This window comes from Lacticaseibacillus styriensis (genome assembly GCF_030770295.1).
In the GTDB taxonomy this organism is placed as follows: Bacteria; Bacillota; Bacilli; order Lactobacillales; family Lactobacillaceae; genus Lacticaseibacillus; species Lacticaseibacillus casei.
In genome coordinates this window covers 2,827,355-2,847,019 of record NZ_CP132483.1, presented here as the reverse complement: position 1 = coordinate 2,847,019, position 19,665 = coordinate 2,827,355, and the positions used below count along the sequence as shown (strand labels likewise).

Annotated in this window: 19 protein-coding genes; 16 read left to right on the top strand and 3 right to left on the bottom strand. The window is 47.4% G+C overall.

Annotated features, from left to right (window positions below; genetic code table 11):
- The first annotated feature begins 349 nt into the window (after positions 1-349).
- The 4 genes from LACSTY_RS13340 (at position 350) to LACSTY_RS13325 (ending at position 4,158) form a co-directional block, all read left to right on the top strand.
- Positions 350-1,444, top strand: coding sequence for a glycoside hydrolase family 88/105 protein (locus LACSTY_RS13340; RefSeq protein ID WP_087912987.1), 1,095 nt, complete (start codon positions 350-352; stop codon positions 1,442-1,444).
- 123 nt (positions 1,445-1,567) lie between these two features.
- A complete protein-coding gene (locus LACSTY_RS13335; RefSeq protein WP_225362727.1) occupies positions 1,568-2,983 on the top strand; it encodes an MFS transporter in 1,416 nt (471 codons plus the stop codon).
- A 28-nt stretch (positions 2,984-3,011) separates the two neighbouring features.
- Complete coding sequence (locus LACSTY_RS13330) at positions 3,012-3,248, top strand: hypothetical protein (RefSeq protein WP_044112739.1); 237 nt, start codon at positions 3,012-3,014, stop codon at positions 3,246-3,248.
- A 55-nt stretch (positions 3,249-3,303) separates the two neighbouring features.
- On the top strand, positions 3,304-4,158 hold the full coding sequence (locus tag LACSTY_RS13325; protein WP_087912985.1) for a sugar phosphate isomerase/epimerase family protein: 855 nt from the start codon (positions 3,304-3,306) through the stop codon (positions 4,156-4,158).
- Between the two features lie 128 nt (positions 4,159-4,286).
- On the opposite strand, the gene kduD is transcribed toward LACSTY_RS13325, so the two are convergent.
- Positions 4,287-5,111, bottom strand: coding sequence for a 2-dehydro-3-deoxy-D-gluconate 5-dehydrogenase KduD (gene kduD / locus LACSTY_RS13320; protein ID WP_049169229.1), 825 nt, complete (start codon positions 5,109-5,111; stop codon positions 4,287-4,289).
- Between the two features lie 31 nt (positions 5,112-5,142).
- Complete coding sequence (kduI, locus tag LACSTY_RS13315; protein ID WP_025013746.1) at positions 5,143-5,988, bottom strand: 5-dehydro-4-deoxy-D-glucuronate isomerase; 846 nt, start codon at positions 5,986-5,988, stop codon at positions 5,143-5,145.
- Between the two features lie 262 nt (positions 5,989-6,250).
- On the opposite strand from kduI, the gene LACSTY_RS13310 reads away from it, so the two are divergent.
- Entirely contained in the window at positions 6,251-7,054 is an 804-nt protein-coding gene (locus LACSTY_RS13310; protein ID WP_225362700.1) for a hypothetical protein, read from the top strand.
- Between the two features lie 101 nt (positions 7,055-7,155).
- On the opposite strand, the gene LACSTY_RS13305 is transcribed toward LACSTY_RS13310, so the two are convergent.
- Complete coding sequence (locus LACSTY_RS13305; protein ID WP_010490706.1) at positions 7,156-7,926, bottom strand: IclR family transcriptional regulator; 771 nt, start codon at positions 7,924-7,926, stop codon at positions 7,156-7,158.
- 341 nt (positions 7,927-8,267) lie between these two features.
- Between LACSTY_RS13305 and rpiA the strand changes: the two genes are divergently transcribed.
- The 11 genes from rpiA (at position 8,268) to LACSTY_RS13250 (ending at position 19,216) form a co-directional block, all read left to right on the top strand.
- Positions 8,268-8,957, top strand: a complete 690-nt coding sequence (rpiA, locus tag LACSTY_RS13300; protein ID WP_010490710.1) for a ribose-5-phosphate isomerase RpiA — start codon at positions 8,268-8,270, stop codon at positions 8,955-8,957.
- A 555-nt stretch (positions 8,958-9,512) separates the two neighbouring features.
- On the top strand, positions 9,513-10,691 hold the full coding sequence (locus LACSTY_RS13295; protein WP_087912983.1) for a glycoside hydrolase family 88 protein: 1,179 nt from the start codon (positions 9,513-9,515) through the stop codon (positions 10,689-10,691).
- Between the two features lie 12 nt (positions 10,692-10,703).
- Entirely contained in the window at positions 10,704-11,204 is a 501-nt protein-coding gene (locus tag LACSTY_RS13290) for a PTS sugar transporter subunit IIB (protein ID WP_010490713.1), read from the top strand.
- 28 nt (positions 11,205-11,232) lie between these two features.
- On the top strand, positions 11,233-12,042 hold the full coding sequence (locus LACSTY_RS13285) for a PTS mannose/fructose/sorbose/N-acetylgalactosamine transporter subunit IIC (RefSeq protein WP_070651303.1): 810 nt from the start codon (positions 11,233-11,235) through the stop codon (positions 12,040-12,042).
- Positions 12,032-12,847 carry a PTS system mannose/fructose/sorbose family transporter subunit IID gene (locus LACSTY_RS13280; RefSeq protein WP_087912982.1) on the top strand — a complete coding sequence of 272 codons (816 nt, stop codon included), beginning with the start codon at positions 12,032-12,034 and terminating at the stop codon, positions 12,845-12,847. The genes LACSTY_RS13285 and LACSTY_RS13280 overlap by 11 nt, the downstream gene beginning before the upstream one ends.
- 85 nt (positions 12,848-12,932) lie before the next feature.
- A complete protein-coding gene (locus tag LACSTY_RS13275; protein ID WP_087912981.1) occupies positions 12,933-13,403 on the top strand; it encodes a PTS sugar transporter subunit IIA in 471 nt (156 codons plus the stop codon).
- Positions 13,403-13,753, top strand: a complete 351-nt coding sequence (gene yajC / locus LACSTY_RS13270; RefSeq protein ID WP_087912980.1) for a preprotein translocase subunit YajC — start codon at positions 13,403-13,405, stop codon at positions 13,751-13,753. Before LACSTY_RS13275 ends, yajC begins: the two co-directional genes overlap by 1 nt.
- Entirely contained in the window at positions 13,689-15,623 is a 1,935-nt protein-coding gene (locus LACSTY_RS13265) for a heparinase II/III family protein (RefSeq protein WP_087912979.1), read from the top strand. Before yajC ends, LACSTY_RS13265 begins: the two co-directional genes overlap by 65 nt.
- A gap of 2 nt (positions 15,624-15,625) precedes the next feature.
- Positions 15,626-16,621 (top strand): hypothetical protein, encoded by a 996-nt coding sequence (locus LACSTY_RS13260; RefSeq protein WP_087912978.1) that lies wholly within the window; start codon positions 15,626-15,628, stop codon positions 16,619-16,621.
- A 14-nt stretch (positions 16,622-16,635) separates the two neighbouring features.
- The gene (locus LACSTY_RS13255) at positions 16,636-18,915 is read left to right on the top strand and encodes a right-handed parallel beta-helix repeat-containing protein (protein ID WP_087912977.1); all 2,280 of its coding nucleotides are present in this window, start codon (positions 16,636-16,638) and stop codon (positions 18,913-18,915) included.
- 181 nt (positions 18,916-19,096) lie between these two features.
- Positions 19,097-19,216, top strand: a complete 120-nt coding sequence (locus LACSTY_RS13250) for a putative holin-like toxin (RefSeq protein ID WP_049169218.1) — start codon at positions 19,097-19,099, stop codon at positions 19,214-19,216.
- The last annotated feature ends 449 nt before the right edge of the window (positions 19,217-19,665 follow it).

The following is a 19,665-nucleotide window of genomic DNA, read 5'->3' as shown; positions in this document are numbered from 1 at the left end:
AGATTAAAAAGAAAGAGAGAAAGTGGTAATCAGGACTAGAAAAAATTGACACATGATGAGCGTTATTTCTTTATAAGAAATCTAATTACTAATTTAAACCAACTCAATATAGCACGAAAACGAAAAAATACAAGTGCTGAAATTTAGCATTGATTTGCTCTTGACATTCTGTATGCGCTTGCAATAATATCAAGATGTTTGATAAATAAAAAACGTTATTTCTTTTTAGGAAATACAAGGTCTTTCGTTTTTAAATGTAGAAGGCGGCGTCTGACTTTTCTTGTGAAAAAAGTATCAAGCAAATGCTAACCAGTGTGTCGATAGACAGCTAAAGGAGGTTCCAAAACAGATGGGTGCATATACCAAGAATCAGCTAGAGACAAAAATTGATTTACTAATTGACAATGAGATCCACCTTAGCGATCCAACAGGCGAGTTCTTCGTAAAGGTTGCAGATGGTTCCCTTATAGACAATAAGAGTTTTAACTTCTGGGAATGGACGTCAGGAGTTGGATTGTACGGCATGATGAAATACTACCAGCTTAGTCGCAAACCAGAGGTGCTTAAAGTCATTAAAGACTGGTTTGACAGCCACTTTAAAGAATTGCCTGTTGAAAAGAATATCAATACCATGGTTCAAATGTTGACATTGGCATACTTGTACGAAGAAACCGGAGATCGAGCCTACTTGCCTCATTTAGAAGCCTGGGGTGATTGGCTTTATTACCGATTGCCGCGGACAGAAAAAGGCGGGTTTCAACATGTCACATATGGCGATCTCAATCCAGGAGAAATGTGGGCGGACACTTTGATGATGAGCGTTTTGACACTCACGAAACTCGGAAAGGTGTTGAAGAAGCCGGAGTACATTCAAGAAGCCCAAAAACAAGTTTTATTGCACATCCAGTTTTTGCAGGATAAGCGGACCGGACTCTGGTATCACGGCTGGTCATTCAAACGGCGGGACAACTTTTCTGGAGCTTTTTGGGGACGAGGTAATTCATGGATTACGATTGCTTTCCCGGAAATCTTAGAGTTGCTGAATTTGCCTGAAGGGGATGCTTTTCGTGAGTTTGTCCGAATGAATCTTCAATATCAAATTGATGCATTGAAGAAGTATCAAGACAAAAGCGGACTTTGGCACACGCTGATTGACGATCCGACTAGCTATCTGGAAGGGTCAGCAACAGCAGGTTTTACTTACGGCATTTTGAAAGCGGTTCATAATCATCTGATTGATAACAGTTATCGGGAGGTGGCGCTTAAGGGTATTGATGCACTTTTCGCTAACATCGACGAAAATGGTGCGCTTGCGATGACGTCTGGCGGAACACCGATGGGCGAAACAAAGGAATTCTATAAGCAGGTCAAAACTTCAGTGATGCCTTACGGACAGTCAATGGCGGAGTTAGCACTGACTGAATATCTGAAGGAATTCTACTAAAAATTTAAAAGCAAGTTTTGCCTGGTCTATTCATAATGACCGGACAAAACGGATGGTAAGGAGTGTTTAATGATGAAAGCATCTTCGATTGACACACCGGCTGATGCGGCGTCCGGGCTTGAAATGGTGCAAACACATGCCCACAGCTTTGATTGGCGCGACAAGATCGGTTACGCATTTGGCGATTTAGGTAATTGTTTTATTCTTGGTTTGGTTAACAGCTTTTTGACCATTTATTATACGAATGCACTTGGTATTTCCGGCGCGATCGTGGGCGGATTATTTCTTTCGGCGCGCTTTATTGATGCCTTTGCGGATGTCACGGTTGGACGTATAGCCGATATAACGCCGTTGACCAAAAATGGTCGGTTCCGTCCTTGGATTAAATGGGTTAAATATCCGTTTTGTGCGATTACTGTCATTCTTTTTCTTCCGTTTGTCTCGAACTGGCCGATGATTTGGCGGGTCGTTTATATTTTCGTCACTTACCTAGTTTATGGGATCTTAAATTCTTGCATCAACATTCCTTATGGTTCAATGGCCAGTGCAATTTCGGAAAATCCTGATCATCGAGCATCATTATCTACTTCTCGTTCAGTGGGTGCAGCGATTGGTGGCGCAGCAACTGGGTTCATCATTCCATTATTGGTTTATCAAACGGCCGCAAATGGTCAAAAAGTGGTTTCAGCGAATCGCTTCTTTATGGTTTCAATCATGTGTGCCGTCATTGCGTTTGCTTGCTACAATGTGATTTATCGGATGACCACGGAAAGGGTTCAGGTCAAGAAAACCGAGCGTGTTTCTGCTTCTAAACTCATCAAAGGCTTGTTTACAAATAAAGCTTTGATGGCGTTGGTCTTCGCCGATTTCTTCCTAGTCATCAACCAGAACTTGTCTGGCACGTTGGCAACCTATCTCTTTACCGATTATTTCCAGAACAGCACGGCACTTTCGATTGCTTTGCTCTTCACTTATGGCACAGTGGTTGTACTGGCACCGTTTGCAACGAAGCTTATCAAGAGTTTCGGTAAGAAAGAGGCAAGTATTGCTTGCTTAGCGTTTGGAACGTTCATGTATTTGCTGATGTATTTCTTGCATCTCACAAATCCTTGGATCTACCTCATTCTTTTGTTCTTGGCAACGCTTGGTTCCGGAATGTTCAACTTGATGGTTTGGGCATTTATTACTGATGTTATTGACTATCATCAATACTTAACCGGTTTTCGGGAAGATGGCACTGTTTATGGCGTTAATTCATTTGCGCGAAAGTGTGCGCAAGCTGTCGGTGGTGGCCTTGGTGGGTTCATGTTAACAGCGATCGGGTATATTTCTTCAACAACCGGTGGGGCTACTCAAAGTGCTGTGGTTATCAATCGGATATACGCGATCGGTAACCTGATTCCGGCTGCCTGCATGTTACTTGGCATGTTGACACTGATTTTCTTCTACCCGCTTAACAAGAAAAAGATTGATGCTGTCGATGCAAAATTAGCCGCCTGGCGCGCTGAAGAATTGAACGCTCAAGACCAAGAGGCCTAGAGAGCTAAAGAAAAGAGGAACTGATGACATGGCGAAAGACAAACTACAAATCGATCGCGAAAAGTTTGCCTACGCGGTTGTTGCAAATTATCAACCGGATGAAAAAACCGATCTTAAGGCTTCCAAGGCTGTCCTTAGACGCTTTTTGATCGCATATTATTTGGCAGACCAGTTTAACACTTTGGAAAGTAATCATTTTGATCAGGATAAAGGCTGGGATTTCAGCCTACTGGCAAAAGGATTAGACCAAATCAGTTTACATTGATATTTAGAAATCGGAGGATAAGCTCCGATTTCTTTGCGTTAGGAAGGAGTTTATCATGCGAAAAGATTTTGCAGTTCGTGCTCACGACATTCCCGGAACAGATGATCTTGAATTGCTAACTCGAAATATTAAAATGCGAAACATCCACACGTTGGCGTTTGCGCCGGCCATTAGTTTAGCGGCAACGACTCACGGAGGCGAAAAAGTCAGCACAGGGCTGGCAAATTACGTCCGCCGGCTATTTGCTGCCGCCGATATTGAGATTGGCACCTTAAGCTGTTATGTGAACCTGATTGATCCTGACATCAATAAACGGGCAAAGGTTATTAATCGATTTCAACATTACTTACAGCTGGCACCGAGTTTTGGTACAAACATTGTTGCGACCGAAACTGGCTCGGTGGATCCCGCATTTGCGTTCACCGAAGCGAATTTTAAACCAGAACCGTTTGAAACGTTACTTGATACGATCGCCCAGCTATTGCCGATTGCGCACGAATTCGGTACTTTTATCGCATTAGAGCCAGGTGTGAATCATCCACTGTATTCGTTGGAACGAACGGAGCAACTATTGACACATTTCAATTACGATCCGGCATTAGCATTGATTATTGACCCGGTCAACCTGATTTTGCCGGAAAAAGATAATGTCGAGACAATTTTGAAAGAAGCATTTGAGCGGTTTAATTCCAGAATTGTTGCCGTTCATTTAAAAGATTACGCATGGACACCTAATGCTCCCCGTCTGCTTAAAACGGTTGTTCCAGGTACGGGTCAGGTTAACTTCCGGCAGTTACTTGAGATAGCCGAGCATTATCAGCCATTCGGGTTAAAATGTTTAGACGAATTACCAAATGGACAGCTTGATAAGACGCTTGAGTTACCTGTTTTAGCGCCTTATCGAAGCTGAACAGCAGACGCTTGATGGGAGTCGGCAAAACACAAACAGGCATCGGAGATGAAGGTTATCTCCGGTGCCTATTGTCTATTTGTAATAAGGAACAATTAAGTTGTGCGTTTACTTTAAAAGACCGAAAGTTAACGCGTCAGGTAACCACCATCAACCGGAATAATCGCACCGTTGATATAGTTAGCAGCATCACTCGCCAAGAAGACGGAAACCCCCATTAATTCATAAGGTTCAGCCCAGTGTCCAGCCGGGATGCGGTCGAGGATTTCTTGGTCGCGGGCTTTGTCGGCGCGGATTGGAGCGGTGTTTTCGGTCTTGATGTAACCTGGGGCAATGGCGTTGACCTGAACGTTGTAAGCGCCCATTTCGGAGGCAAAGGCTTTGGTTAAGCCGGCAACACCGTGTTTACTTGCTGTGTAGGACGGAATGTATTTGCCGCCTTGGAAGGACAGCATGGAGCCGATGTTGATGATTTTGCCGGATTTTTGCTTGGCAAAGACTTTTGAAACAGCTAGGGACATGTGATAAACAGCGCTGAGGTTGATCGCGATGACCTGATCCCAGTCTTTATCTTTGGATTCGAGAAGGGGATTACGGCGAATCATCCCGGCGTTGTTGACCAAGATGTCGATGTGGCCCATTTTGTCGACGGCTTCGGCAACGACTTTATCGGCGATGCCCGGTTCGGTTAGGTTGACCTGCATGAATTCTACCTTGTGGCCGCGTTTTTCAATTAAGCGACGGGTGTTGTCCCATTCAGCGGTGCCAAAAGTCGGGATGAAAATATCGGCGCCGGCTTCGGCCATCGCAACGGCGTAACCCTGGCCAAGGCCGGTATTGCCGCCGGTGACAATGGCAACTTTGCCGGTCAGGTCGAATTGCTTCATTTTAAAATGATCGAGTTCGGCTTCGTGTCGTTTGATTTCTTCTTCGGTTTGATGAATTTCTGCCATTTTTTAAACGCTCCTTTAATGAGTTTAAATGTTAACGTAATTCAGACATTGGTACCTGATCCATATCATCGTAGGTTTGGTTTTCACCGCACATTGCCCAGATGAAGGCATAGTTGGTGGTGCCGACGCCGCAATGAATGGACCAGCTTGGGTTGACGACTGCTTGTTCGTTAAACAGTGCGATGTGCCGCGTTTCGTCAGGTTCACCCAGGAAGTGGAAGACGCGGGTATCGGGTTCGGCGAATTCAAAATACATATAAGTTTCCATCCGCCGTGCATGGGTATGTGCCGGCATCGTGTTCCAGGAAGAGCCGGGTTCGAGGACGGTGTAGCCCATCTGCAACTGGCAGGTGTCCATTTGTGAAGCGTCAATGTATTTGTAGATCGTGCGCTTATTCATATGCGCCTGATCGCCCATCGGTTTTGCTAACGCGTCGGCAAACGGTAACTTTTTATTCGGATAGGTTTTGTGTGCCGGCGTCGAAACGACATAGAACTTAGCTGGGTTCGCCGGATCATTTGATTTGAAAATAACATGCTTGGTGCCCATGCCCACATAGTAACCGTCGTGAGTCGTCATCGGCTCTTCGGTTCCGTCGATGGTGATACTACCTTCGCCGCCAATGTTGATAAGGCCCAGTTCGCGACGCTGTAAGAAGAAATCAACGCCTAATTCTTTTGATAGCGCAATTTCCAGTGGCTGATCAGTTGGGGTTACCCCGCCAAAAATCATCCGATCGTTGTAAGTATAGGTGAGTAAAATATCGCCAGGCGCAAAGATCTTCGGCATCAAGAATTCCTCACGTAGCTTATCGGTATCGTAATGTTTAATGTCTTCAGGGCTATGCGCGTAACGCGTGACCATATTGAATGACAATGAAAAAGCCTCCATTTCTTTTAAAGAAACAATGTTTATTATTTTGCACAAGTCCAATATAGCATGACTAGTCGAAAATGCAAGCGCTATTATGAAATTTCGGCCACCGTTTGACAGCACGCATTCGCTTGCCATACGATACAGTTGCCTTTTGTTGAAAACGGTCTTTCTTAATCGGAAATTTCAAGCTGGCAAAAGGACACGGTTTGCCGGGCTTAACATTCGGCTACCGAGTTAGCAGTTAATGACTTTGAGGAGGCGCATGATGACTGAAATAACCTTGCAATTAAGACATGAAGATCAAACGCTTAAAACCGCGACGAGTGAGGCTAGAACCTATTTGGCCTATCACAAACAGTATGCTTTGGGCGATTACTATCAGGTTCGAGTCAGTGACGCACCCGCTTATGTGTGGGTGCAATTGGATGCGAGTGTGGCACCATCGCTGGTGTATCTGAAACAAACCACGTGGGATTTTCGGATTCCGTTTAACTTGCAGAAGGAATGGCCGTATCCGGATGGGGCATTTTTAGGAACGAACCACTATGCCTGGGTGCGGGTGGCACATGAAGATGAGCTAACTGTTTCACGCAATTTGGCGTTGAACACCTATGACCAGCATGAAGCAACCGGTGCCTATCCCCATGCGTCAGCCAATGCGGAGACGCGGGATGAACTTGTGTTTTATGCCAAGAATGTCATTGATGGGGTGATTGCTAACGAAAAGCATGGCAGTTACCCATTTCAGTCGTGGGGAATTGCCGAGCGCCCTGACGCTAAATTGACATTGGACTTTGGCCGGGAAGTTTTGTTGAATCGCCTTGTGCTGATTTTGCGGGCTGATTATCCGCATGATAGTTATTGGCAGGAAGCCACCGTCGAATTTTCCGATGGCAGCAGCGAAAAGCTTGAACTTAAGAAGACGGCAGCACCGCAGCAGTTTGACATCACGCCGCGGAAAGTGACGTGGCTGAAACTTACGCAGCTGGTAAAGGATCAGGATAGCTCGACTTTTCCGGCGCTTACTGAGCTGGAGGCGTGGGGTAAAGAGGCGTTCGCAAAATAGTGACGATCACAATATTCAGCATGAAAAATGGCAGCCACTTTGCTTATGGTGATAAGCAAGGCGGCTGCCATTTTTGCATCTTTAAAGGTCTTAGCTTAAATTTACAGCGTTTGTTCAATAGCATGCTGCGTATTCAGCAACAAGCGGATGAAATTGGATTGACGTTCTTTGTTAACCCGGTATTTAGGTGAACTGATACTGAAAGCACCGTAAATGCGGCCGGCTTTCATGATCGAGGCGCCGAGGCAAAGGACTTCCGGCTGATTTTCCTCGTTGTCGATGGACACGCCCATTTCCTGAATAGTCTTCAGATTCTGGCGGAGTTTCGGCAAGCTGGTGATTGTATTAGGCGTTAGCGGCTTGAGTTTATGTGTCTCAAGGTAATCGTCTAAATGCTTGCGCGAATAGTTGGCCAGCAGCGCCTTGCCCATCGCGGATGAGTACATGTTCATGGTGCCACCGATGATGGATTCCAGTTTGATGCTGTTAGGACTCTCGAGTTTTTCAACCAAGACGATTTTGTCATTGCGGACAATGCCGAGATTAATGGTCTCGTTGGTTTCGTCGCGCAGATTCTCGAGAAACGGGCGCGCGACTTTGGCAATATCAAAACTGTCGAGTGCTTTTTGCGCATAGGGAATCAGCTCAGTGCCGAGATAATAGCGTTTGGTGCTTTCGTCGCGCCGAACGAAGCCGATCATGTCAAGCGTGTTGAGAATTTTCAAAATCGTGGGTTTCGACGAACTTAACGCCGCACTCATATCTGCCAGTGACGGCGGATCGTCAGCTTTCATGAGATAGTCTAAAATATCTTTAGCTTTGATAAGCACAGTGCCATAAGGTTTTTGCTGTTTTGGTTTTACTTGTTCCAATGGAAGGCCTCCAAACGAAATTTTGCGAAGTTTATTATATAGAAATATACAATGGTAAAAATGGTTTGTCCAGTTTTGGTTTGGGTTAGCTCAGGTGAAATTGTGTAAAGCTGTGATCAGCAATCGCTGATATGCTGGCGCTTACATGATAAGTTAACAAAACCACGAGACTTTTTAAAATATTTTGTTTCATTTTTGGAAATTGATAGACTGTTATAGGAAAAAGGTCCTGTGATAATCAGAAAACAACTTGTCAATTTGCCGATAAGTCTTGTGACAACCCGCTCATCTTCCGGGGAATCAGATATAATAGAGTTATTAAGCGAAAAGGATGGTTGGCCATGGATCAGAACAAGTTGAAGCAGGAAGCCGCTCAAAAGGCAGCTGAGTTTGTTGAAGATGGCATGACGATTGGCTTGGGCACCGGTTCGACGGTGTATTACCTGGTTGAAGCGATTGCGCAGCGGGTCAAAGAAGAGCATTTGAATCTGACCGGCGTTGCGACCAGTGTGCGGACGCGCAAACAAGCTGAGTCGCTCGGCATTCCTATGAAGGATCTGGATGAAGTTGCGCAAATCGATTTAACGATTGACGGCGCTGATGAAGTGGATAAGCATTTTCAAGGCATTAAAGGCGGCGGACGCGCACATTTGATTGAGAAGATCGTGGCGATTAATTCTGCGCGGAATATTTGGATTGTGGACGAGACCAAGCTGGTGGATACGCTAGGCAAATTCCCGTTACCGCTTGAAGTCATTCCGTTCGGCAGCGGCAAGTTGTTGCAACGGCTAAAGGATGAAGGACTGAAGCCGGCGTATCGCCTAAATGACGATGGCACCAAGGCGTTGACGGATTCAAAGAACTACATTATCGACCTGCACCTTGGCCGGATCGAGCATCCGCATTTGTTGGCGGAATGGCTTAACAAGCAGGTGGGCGTGGTTGAACATGGTTTGTTCCTCGATCTCGTTAAAACCGTGGTAGTCGGCACTACGCATGGTCCGGAGATTCTGGATGCGCACCGCGGCTGATTATTAGCTAAAGTGAAAAGCTGACAAGTTGAATAATCCAAATAGCGTCAACGCAAAACCCTCAAAGTTGCAACCTGACTTTGAGGGTTTTGCGTTGGCGTTTTTTTCTGGCCTCATCAGATGTCTAAAGAGCGAACATCGATAACTGACTTAAAAGTGATTATGAATGTTTATATTTGTCGCTTGTAAATCCCTATAAAAATAGCGTTTACAAGCGCTTATTGGTTTTTGAAGCCGTTAATTTGGGGAAAATTGTTCGTAAATGATTTACATTAAAGCGCTTGCATGTTATAGTCTTTTTGGAAATAAAAAGAAAGGACGTTTATTATAAAGAAATAAATGAGCAGCTCAATAATGCCCTTTCTTTTTAACGGTTTTATGAAAAAAGCTGATTTTACTTATATGACGCGGCACGAATGAACGAGGCAACTTTTGCTGGCTTTCAGGATTTACCTTCCTGTTACATAACAGAAACTGGATTTCCAAAAAGTATATGTTCCTTTGTGCAACTGCAGATGTAGGGAAATTAACGATAAGGCACCAAGGAGGCAAACATTGAAAATTGAAAATTTAACGAGTGCCCAGCGTTTTTTCAACGCCGGGATTGTCGACAAGCGCATGGTGAGCACGGCGTTGGATAATGCCGTTGCGCATCTTGATTTAAACATTAAGGTGTTCGGCGAGAATTTTCCCGAGCCGTCAACGGTCAACAACCGCTATGCACCGATGAAAAACACGGAATGGACCAATGGCTTTTGGACCGGGATGTTGTGGTTGGCCTATGAGTACACGGGTGACCAAAAGTATCGCGCACTGGCCGAGAAGAATGTCGCCAGTTTTGCCGATCGAATTGACCGCAAGATCTCGGTCGATCATCACGATTTAGGCTTTCTGTATTCGCCGTCAGTTGTCAGCGCGTATCGACTAACGAACAGTCAACTGGCAAAAGACACCGGGATTAAAGCGGCGGATCAATTGTTAACCCGATTCCATGAAAAAGGCGGCTTTATCCAAGCCTGGGGTGCAAAAGGCGCTAAAGATGAAAATCGGCTCATCATTGACGCGTTGCTGAACATTCCGTTGTTGTATTGGGCAACGTCTGTGACTGGGGATGCTAAGTATCGGCAAGTTGCCGATCAGCATTATCAAACAGCATTGAAGACAGTGTTTCGTCCGGATGGCTCCACTTTTCATACTTATTTCTTTGACGACGCCGGCAAACCATTGCGCGGGGCGACAAAGCAAGGGTACGCCGACGATTCCGACTGGGCGCGCGGGCAGGCATGGGCGATCTACGGGACGGCCTTGCATTACTATGACACGCATGATGCGACCGCTTTTGACAGTTTCAAAGCCGTGACCAACTTTTTCCTGAATCGGTTGCCGCAAGATGATGTGCCGTACTGGGATCTGATCTTCCAAGAAGGCAGCGATCAGAGTCGCGATTCATCTTCGGCGGCGATTGCGGTGTGCGGGTTGCATGAGATGCTGAAATATTTGCCGGAAGCGGATCCGGATAAGCCGGTTTATCGCGCGGCCATGCATGCCCAGCTGAAGTCGCTGATTCAACATTATGCGACGCCGGTGGATGGACAAACCGCAGAACCGCTATTGCTTCACGGGGTCTATTCCTGGCATTCCGGTCATGGCGTGGATGAAGGCAATCTCTGGGGCGACTATTTCTACATGGAAGCGTTGATCAGGTTTTATAAAGATTGGCAACTATATTGGTAGGGGGCTTTTAAAATGACGGAACCAAATATTAAGGCAGTACGTCTGGATGAGCGGTTGATTCATGGACAAGGGCGATTGTGGATTTCCAACCTTGGCGTCAACTTGGTGATTGTTGCCAACGACGAGGTCGCGAAAAGCCATATTCAGCAACAGTTGATGTCCTCGTTAATGCCGGAATCGGTGGGTATTCGTTTCTTTTCACTTCAAGAGACGATCGATAAGATTTTCAAGGCTTCACCGCGGCAGACGATTTTCATCATTGTGAAAACGGCGCAGGACGCGTTGACGTTGGCGGAAGGCGGCGTGCCGATCAAGGAACTGAATGTGGGCAATATTCATATGAAGGAAGGCAAAACGCGGCTGACGAATTTTATTGCGGTGGATGCCGATGATCTGCACGCTTTGAAGACGTTGCATGAAAAGTATCACGTGGATCTGAACACGCGCACGACGCCACTGGGTAACGATGTTGGGTCGGATTTTGATCTGAATGATTATGTTGCTAAGCACTAACACATGTGAAAGTTGAGGGGAGAAAAGCATGACCTATTCTATAGTTCAAGCGCTCTTGGTGGGTCTCTGGGCGGCATTTTGTTTTGCCGGTCAACAATGGGGCATTTATACCAATCGGGCATTATTTATTTCATTTGGTATCGGGTTGATTTTGGGTGATTTGCAAACGGCAGTTGTCTTTGGGGCAACGGCGGAACTGGCCTTCATGGGCTTTGGTGTTGGCCCCGGTGGTTCGACACCGCCTAATCCGTTGGGGCCAGGCGTGGTCGGCACGATCATGGCGATTTCGATTCATGGGCTGAAACCAGCTGCGGCATTATCACTGTCTTATCCGTTTGCGATTTTGATTCCATTCGTTATTACCTTCATTTTCTCCGTGAACGCGAATAACCTAGCGTGGTCACGAAAAGCGATTGAAGAAGGCAAGTATCGGCGGTTCCATTTCCTGGCAAATACGACCTTGTTAGGCTTCATTTTATTCGCCTTTTGCTTCGGTTTCGCCGCGACCTTGAGCACTTCAGCATTGAAGGTGTTCGTTCAGGCGATTCCGCAATGGCTGATCAGTGGCTTGACCGTTGCCGGCGGATTGCTTCCGGCAGTTGGGTTCGCGTTGATCATGAGCACGATGGTCAAGAAGGAATACATCCCGGCGCTGATTCTGGGTTACGTCTGCGTTGCCTATCTGAAGATGCCGGTCATCGGGTTAGCCTTCGCCGGTGCCGTACTGGCGTTCAACAATTACTACAACGGTCGCCGTGCCGATAAGAAGGATCATGGAACCAATGGCAATGATGACGGCAGTAACCAGGATGAAGGGGGTATTGAAGATGGCATCTAGTCGCAAACCGGTTTTAACCAAAAAAGATTATCTAAACTCCATTTTCCGTTCGTATGTTCTGCAAAATGCCCAAAACTACGGCACCATGCAGGGAACCGGGATGGCTAACAGTATCATGCCGCAGTTGCGGAAAATTTATAAAGACGATGACGCGGAATTTAAACGGGTCACAACGTCCAACCTGGAATTCTACAATACGAATCCGCAACCTTATCCGTTTGTAACCAGCATCATGCTGGCGATGTATGACAGCGGTCAGGATGAAGACGATGTCCGAGCGATCAAGTTTGCGTTGATGGGACCTTTAGCCGGGATTGGCGATGCCCTTTCGCAATTCGGGTTGGCGCCGTTGTTCAGTTCGATTTTTGCCTCCTTGGCACTTCAAGGGATGACTTGGGCACCGATTCCATTCATTCTCTGCTTGTTCGGGATCACGTTTGGCGTCCGGATGCTGATGGGGTACTTAGGCTGGAAAGTCGGCACGAGCATCATCGATACGTTGTCGGACCGGATGGCAGCCATTGCCGATGTTGCCAGTATGTTGGGCTTGACTGTGATCGCCGGGCTGTCGGTTTCCTTTGTGAAAGTTAACTTGGCATGGCAGTACACGCAGGTCATTAAAGGTAAAACCCAAGTCGTCGCGATTCAAACGATCCTGGACAAGATCATGCCATACATGCTGCCGATTGCACTCACGTATTTTGTTTATTGGCTGATCACTAAGAAAAAATGGACCATTTACAAGATTGTTATTTTGCTTTTTGTCGCTGGGGTGCTGTTATCAGTGCTGGGGATCTTAAAGTAATTAGATGATGAATTCGGCCGTCGCAAACTTTTGTCGACGGCTGTTTTAGAAATTGGCACGACGAAAAAATGGAGGATTTGAAGACATGAATTATGCAATGGCAGTTGTTGGGCACGGGCGCTATCCAGAAGGGGTATTGTCTGCCTTGAAGTTATTGATCGGAACTACAGACGGTATGACCGCGTTTAATCTGGACGAAACCACGACCCACGAGCAATTTGAACACAAGTTAAAAACATTTCTTGATGAAAATGACCATGCTTTGGTCTTTGCCGACATGACCGGTGGCGCGCCACATCAAATCGTTGCGCGGCTGATGCTGGAACAAAACCGTCCGCATCAGTACATTATCTCCAGTGCGCCATTGAACTTGATTCTGGATCTGTATGCCAAAAACATGGGTGGTTTTGACGATGCTAACGTTGATGAAACACTCCGGCATACCGTTACCTTGTCAAAAGAATTGATTGAAATTTTACCAGACAGGATGAAGACCAACTCTGACGAGGTGCCGGTGCCGGATATTAAGCACGAAGATGAAGGAGATGGCATCTGATGACAATATGGCAAATTGCATTGATTGTTCTGTTAGTCATCGTGTGTGCACTGTACTTGGTCGCGATTCCGTTGGCCAGGCGGTCGGCGATGCGCAAACAGGCCAAGATGGTTGATCAGATGCACGCCAATCTGAAACCCGGCGATCAGATTGTTTTGATTGATGGCATTGTCGGCAAAATCAAGCATTTGAATCAGGAAGACGTTCAAGTTGAAATTGCGGTGAATACCGTAATTACCGTTAAACGCATGGGGATTGCTGGTGTTGTGAAGGAGGCGGCGACAGGTGACGGAAACGAGTTGGACCACGTACATTCAGCAGTTGAGTCAGCAACAGCATCTCACGGATGATGCCCGCAAAAATGCCGACCGGTTATTAGAGAATCAATTTTTATTTGATAGCCCCTATGCGATGGAGCCGACGCAAGTGAGTTACACCATGAATCCGATTACGTGGCAGCAGACGCCAAATGGTGATCCGGAGTGGTTGTACATGTTGAAACGTCAGGAATATTTGCTGGATCTTTTGGAAGCTTATTACGAAACCGGTCGTAGTGACTATCAGGCTAAAATGAAAGCTTTGCTGTTCAGTTGGATTGATGAAAATCTGGCGGTGCCGGCGACATGGCGAACGATTGATACTGGCATTCGCTTGCTGAATTGGACAGCTGTTGTTGCGAACTTGCTGGAAGATCACCAGTTAAGCCAGGAAGAGCAAGCCCATATTGAAGAGGCGGTCAATGTTCAGGCGGCGTACCTGCAACAGAACTATACAGAGAAGTTTGATATCAGTAACTGGGGCGTGTTAATCACCACGGGTATCTTGGTTTACGCAGCGCGCTTTCCCAAGGTTTTGCCGTCAGCGATTGTCCAGTGGGCGCAGCAAAAGTTTGAGACCGAACTGGACTTGCAGGTTGATGCGCAAGGGATGCAATGGGAACAGTCGCCGCTTTATCTGCTTGAAGTTTGGCGGAGTACTTTGGCTGTCATTGCGGCGCAACAACGGGCCGGGTTGGCGGTGGTGCCGATCGTACTGACAAAAGCCAGTGCCATGCAGCGAATGATCACGCAGTATGTGAAGCCGGATTTGTTGTTGCTGCAACAAGGCGATACTGACGCGATTCGGATTGATAGTCTATACAATGCGTCAGCGGCTATTTTGCAGCAAGCGTCGCCGCTGCAGCAACGGTTAGCGCCGATTGTTGATTTCGGACTTTTGGAACTCGCCCATCAGGCGTGGCAACTGCCGGCCAAAGCCGAAACTAAAACACCGCTGCCGAAGGAGTTCGCTGCACCTACCAGTGGTAATTACTTTTGGCGTTCTGACTGGAGCGAGCATGCGGACTACTGGCATGTTTTTAATGGTGATTTAGGCAGCGGCCATGGGCATGCGGCGCTGGGACATGTGGATTTGACGATTGGCGGTCAGGATGTGCTGGTTGATCCGGGTCGCTACACATACGTTGATGGCACGGAGCGGCGGCAGCTCAAGTCGGTGGCCGCGCATAATACCGTGATGATTGATCATCGGGCGTTTAGCTTGCCGAACGATTCGTGGAAGTATTGCTATGTTGCGACACCACTGAATCATTCGCTAGTGGATTTTGCCGGTGGTCAGGTGGTTAAGTTAACGTTTCTTGATCAATCGCAGGCGGTGCCGGCGGTGATCACACGCCTGCTGATTAGCCTAAGTCATGAGCGGTTGTGGCTGATTGTTGATATGATTCATCATCCCGGTCAGCATTCTCTCAAGCGTTTTTGGCAAGTTGCGCCGCAGTTAAGCGTGACGCAGCACGACACTGGGTATCAATTAGGCGACGTAGCGAATTTTGCGATGACGGATAATCAGGTTTGGGCCAGTCAGCAATTATTTTCACCGCGGTACAACACGCTCGAACATTTGACCCGACTGGAAAGTGAAACGATGTTTACCGACTTCACGGCACAGGCAGCGGTTTTGTCGCCGCGACAACAGCCGATGACTATCACGCCGATCGCGGCACAGCAGTCCGGTGATCGCGATGCCGTGGTGCCGCAGCGGTTGGCGGCTGGGTTCCGGGTAGATTTGGACAATGGGCGTAACTTTTTAGTGACGTTACAGCCGGAAAACACGATCGTCGGCCGCAAGCTTTACTGGTTCGACGGGACTGAAGCTTATGGTAGTTTGAACATTTTCGAACGGCAAGGGCAGCAGGTAGCACAACATTTTCAGGTGTTTTAGCGATGAAAAAGATGAAAGCGAAGCGATGGAAGTGGGTGCCGTTTTTTCTACTCGGCATCCTTGCCAGTTTAATCGGTGGCTGCGATGTGCTTAAACCAGCCGACGCGCTATCCGTTGCGGGCACACCGATGTCGGCAAAAATTTACCGCCTCTTTTTACAGAATGAAAAAGCGCTGACGGTCAATCGTTATGTGACGAAATATCACGCTAAGTACAACGCACAATTTTGGCAGACTAAGTACGGACGCCAGACGCCGCAGCAGGCCGCGCAAGCACAAGCGATGAATAAACTGAAGCAGTTTGTGATTGAGGATCAGGCGCTGGTGAAAGCCAAACTGCTGCCGAAACCGCTGGCGGAGTTTGATAGCTTGAAGAAAACGCAAGGCACCGGTGCCGATCTGACGGGGATGGCCGCGGCGCAGAAACAGCATCGCGAGTTGATGCTCAAATTGCAGGCGCAATACGTCAAGGCGCATCGCAAGTCGGTGAAGAGTCAGCGGCAAATTGCTTTTTATCGGCAAAACAAAAGCAGGTACTGGGCGCGACCTGATTTGATTCATTATGAGACGCTGACTTTTGAGCGCGGGAAGATCGGCAACCTTAGTGAATTCACGGATTTGGTTCAGCGGTTTAATGGGCAGCAAACCGATCTGGCTAGTGTGCAAAAAGCATTTGTTGCCGCAGGTTTTCAAGGACAGCTTGGGCAAAATGACTCATTGCATGATGCTGACCAATACTATGGTGCCTACTTACGGGCAACCAACGATCAGACCGGTCATGTTGGGCAGATTTTTGCGGCGTGGTTGTCGGATCAAAAAATGAGTTTGGTCCGAGTCACATCATCAGCAAAGGGTGGTTTTGTTTCCTTTTCCGATGTGAAAGAAGATGTGACAGCTAAGATTTTACAAGCGCAACTGGCAAAGACGTTAGAAAGGCAGGCTAAACGAGCTGCGGTGCAAGGCGATCCGGCGCAGCTTGCCAAGGAAACCTTTGCCTGAAATGGAGGGACATCATGAAACGATGGCGGGTGACACAAGGAAAAGTTTGGGTATTTTTGGTGGCGTTGCTTGGTTTGGCGGTGATGATCAACGGGCAGGCGCCGCAACGTTCGTTAGCTGCCGGGCCGCGAACATTTTATGTGGCCAACAACGGCAGTGACAGTCATGACGGGCTATCTGCCGATCAACCGTGGCAATCGCTGGAGAAGGTTGCGGCGACGAAATTTCAACCGGGCGATCGCATTCTTTTTGATGCCAATAGTGTTTGGAATGGCCAGTTGCTGCTAGACGGCGCTAAAAACGGCGAAGGCACAAGCGCAGCGCCGATTACCATTGGCAGTTACAACCAAGGCAGCACAGGCAAAAAGGCGATTATCAATGGTTTAGGGACGACGGCTAACAAAAATCCCTATCACGAGCGCAAGTTGAGTAATCTCAATTTAATGACCGGGACCGTTGAGCTGTGGAATGCGAATCACTGGACAATTTCTGACTTGGAAGTGACGAATACTGCGGGTGATGGCAATCGGCAAGGGATGCGGATTGGCATTTTGGTCGCGTCAGACATTCAGACCGCATATCCGAGAGGGAACGATGCCGCGGCAGTTCAGCAAAAGCTGGCGATTTTTAAAGCATCGCACCGCACGGGGATCACGATTACCAATAACAACGTGCACAACGTCGATGGTGCTTATCAAAGTGACCTGATTCCCGATCAAACCGGGAAAATGGTAGCGGCCGGTAAGAATTCTGGGGGCATTATCATTGTCGGCAATACGGATGTGACTGCAACACATAACGTGATCACTGACGTTGCCAATGAAGGCCTGCGCAACGATGCCAACGCCTCGGTTTTGCCCGGCGGTTGGGATCAATATTCTTTTCAGGCCAGCGCCAAAACCATTTTTAGACATAATTACATCCGTAACAGTGCCGGTGACGGGATTGTCATTAGTTCCAGTGAAAATGGCACTGCCGAGTATAATACGGTGCAGGCTGCCAATAGCATGCCGAACTCCAAAAACGCGGCCGGTGCCAGCAAAAACTTTGCCGGATTGTGGTTCATGGGCGGGGAATATAACTTAGCGCAATATAATGAGGTGTTTGACATTCCCAACCATTACCTCGATGGTGCGGCGTTCGATTTTGACGGGTTTGCATCCAAAGGGGTCTATCAGTACAATTACTCGCACGACAATTCTGGCGGGTTCACGCTATTTATGGGCGACCACCAAACGGACAATGTTTTTCGTTATAACCTTAGTGTGAACGATGTGAAGGACGTGCCATTGCCTGCATTGAATCATCTGATTTTCGTAGTTTCAGGTAAGGCTGATGGCATCGATGGCTTCCCGCTGTTCAACAACAACACGTTTATTGTCGGCAAAGCCGTGAAGAACCTGATGATTTCCAACAATGGTCAGACGGGGATTCGGTTTGTTAATAATCTGGTTTACGCACCGGGTGGCAATGTGCCGCGCTTTGTGGTGAACCAAAATGGCACGAAACGCCCGGTCTTTACTGAGGGACGCTTGGACCATAACCTGTTTTACCCACAGGCGCTGATGGACGAGAGCCATGCCGGAACCGTTGATGTGAGTGGCAATATTTTTGCTGATCCGCAGTTGGTAGATGCTGGGGCTAAGCCAAGTGGACTGATTCAGCAGGTAGACGGCACGTTTGATCGCACTGCTTTGGCAGCTTTTGTTCCACAAGCCAAGTCGCCGGCCGCCAACGCCGGGGTCAATGTCGATGAACTGACGCCAGCGGCAGTGAAGGAGAAATTCCCGATTCGCCAAGACTTTGCCGGCAAAGCGATTGATTTCCAACACCCGACAATCGGTGCGTTTGAAGCAGCAAAGGCGGTTCCAGTGGTGCAAAAAGATGATTTAAAAACGCTAATCGATCAGGCGCTTGATGCTAAGAAGACCGATCGTTATTCGTTGGCAAGCGTGGCCAAAAAGCAGGCGTTCGATCAGGCGTTACAGGAAGCTCAGCGGATTTTAGCCGATTCGCAGGCTAACCAGTCGGCTGTTGATCAGGCAGTAAAAGCATTGCAAGCGGTCTTGGATCAGCTTGACGGGCACCAAGCTGCAGAAGCCTCGTCAGCCTCTCAGGAAGTGTCTTCTGGGCAGAAAACGGGCGACGATAAAAAGTCGAAGCAGGATCATGAAGACCAGTCGTTACCGCAAGCTGGCGACTTGATTTTTAAGAGCCTACCGATCATTGGTGGCGTGATCCTCATGAGCGTCGTGATCGGCGGCTTGTATTTTAAGCATGTTAGAGAAAAGTAAAACCGCAAAATTGCGGTGAATAAAAAACGCCTGTAACCTTTATGGCTGTAGGCGTTTTTGCTATTCATATGATATGATGGCTGTAACAGAGAAGTTAATATGACGGTTTGGCAAATCCAACGTATTGTGAGGTGGTCGCCTATGCGCGATGATCAAAATCTATACGGAAGGAGGTGTCTCGTTGTCCGTTGCTGACGCATTAATGCTGATGCTGACCTTTGCTATGTTCACGCTAGCACTGGCTGCATTCATCATTGATGTTGTGAAAGCGATTTTAGACAATCAAAAAGACCGTCAATAGATTTCTGGCCCGAAGTCTAACGGTCTTTTGATTGTTTTTACTTTAATGCCAGCTGTCTGAAACAACTGACTCTGCCAGAGGAGGAGTGCTGGGCCTAACCAGTGCTCCTCTTCGTGTTTTATTGTAGCATGAAAATTTGGCTAGGCGCAATTATTCTTGACTACACCTTTGACACTTCCGCTCTCCATAACGCATTCGCAGTCGCAGAAATCTACGTGTAAGCGCTTCTGCTCACACTCACACAAAAAGCCCGCTGTCTCAGCAAACAGCGGGTTTTGTTATGTATTGGCCGACCGGCTGGGAAACCGGTCGGCGATTTCTACTTTGGAGGAGTAAAAATGAAAAAGTTGGGTTGGGGTTTGTAGGAATGAGTGGGTGGCTCATTTCTATGTTGTTAATACTACCGAGCAGTTGTGACGAAATTGTGACGTTGTTATGTTGTTTATGTT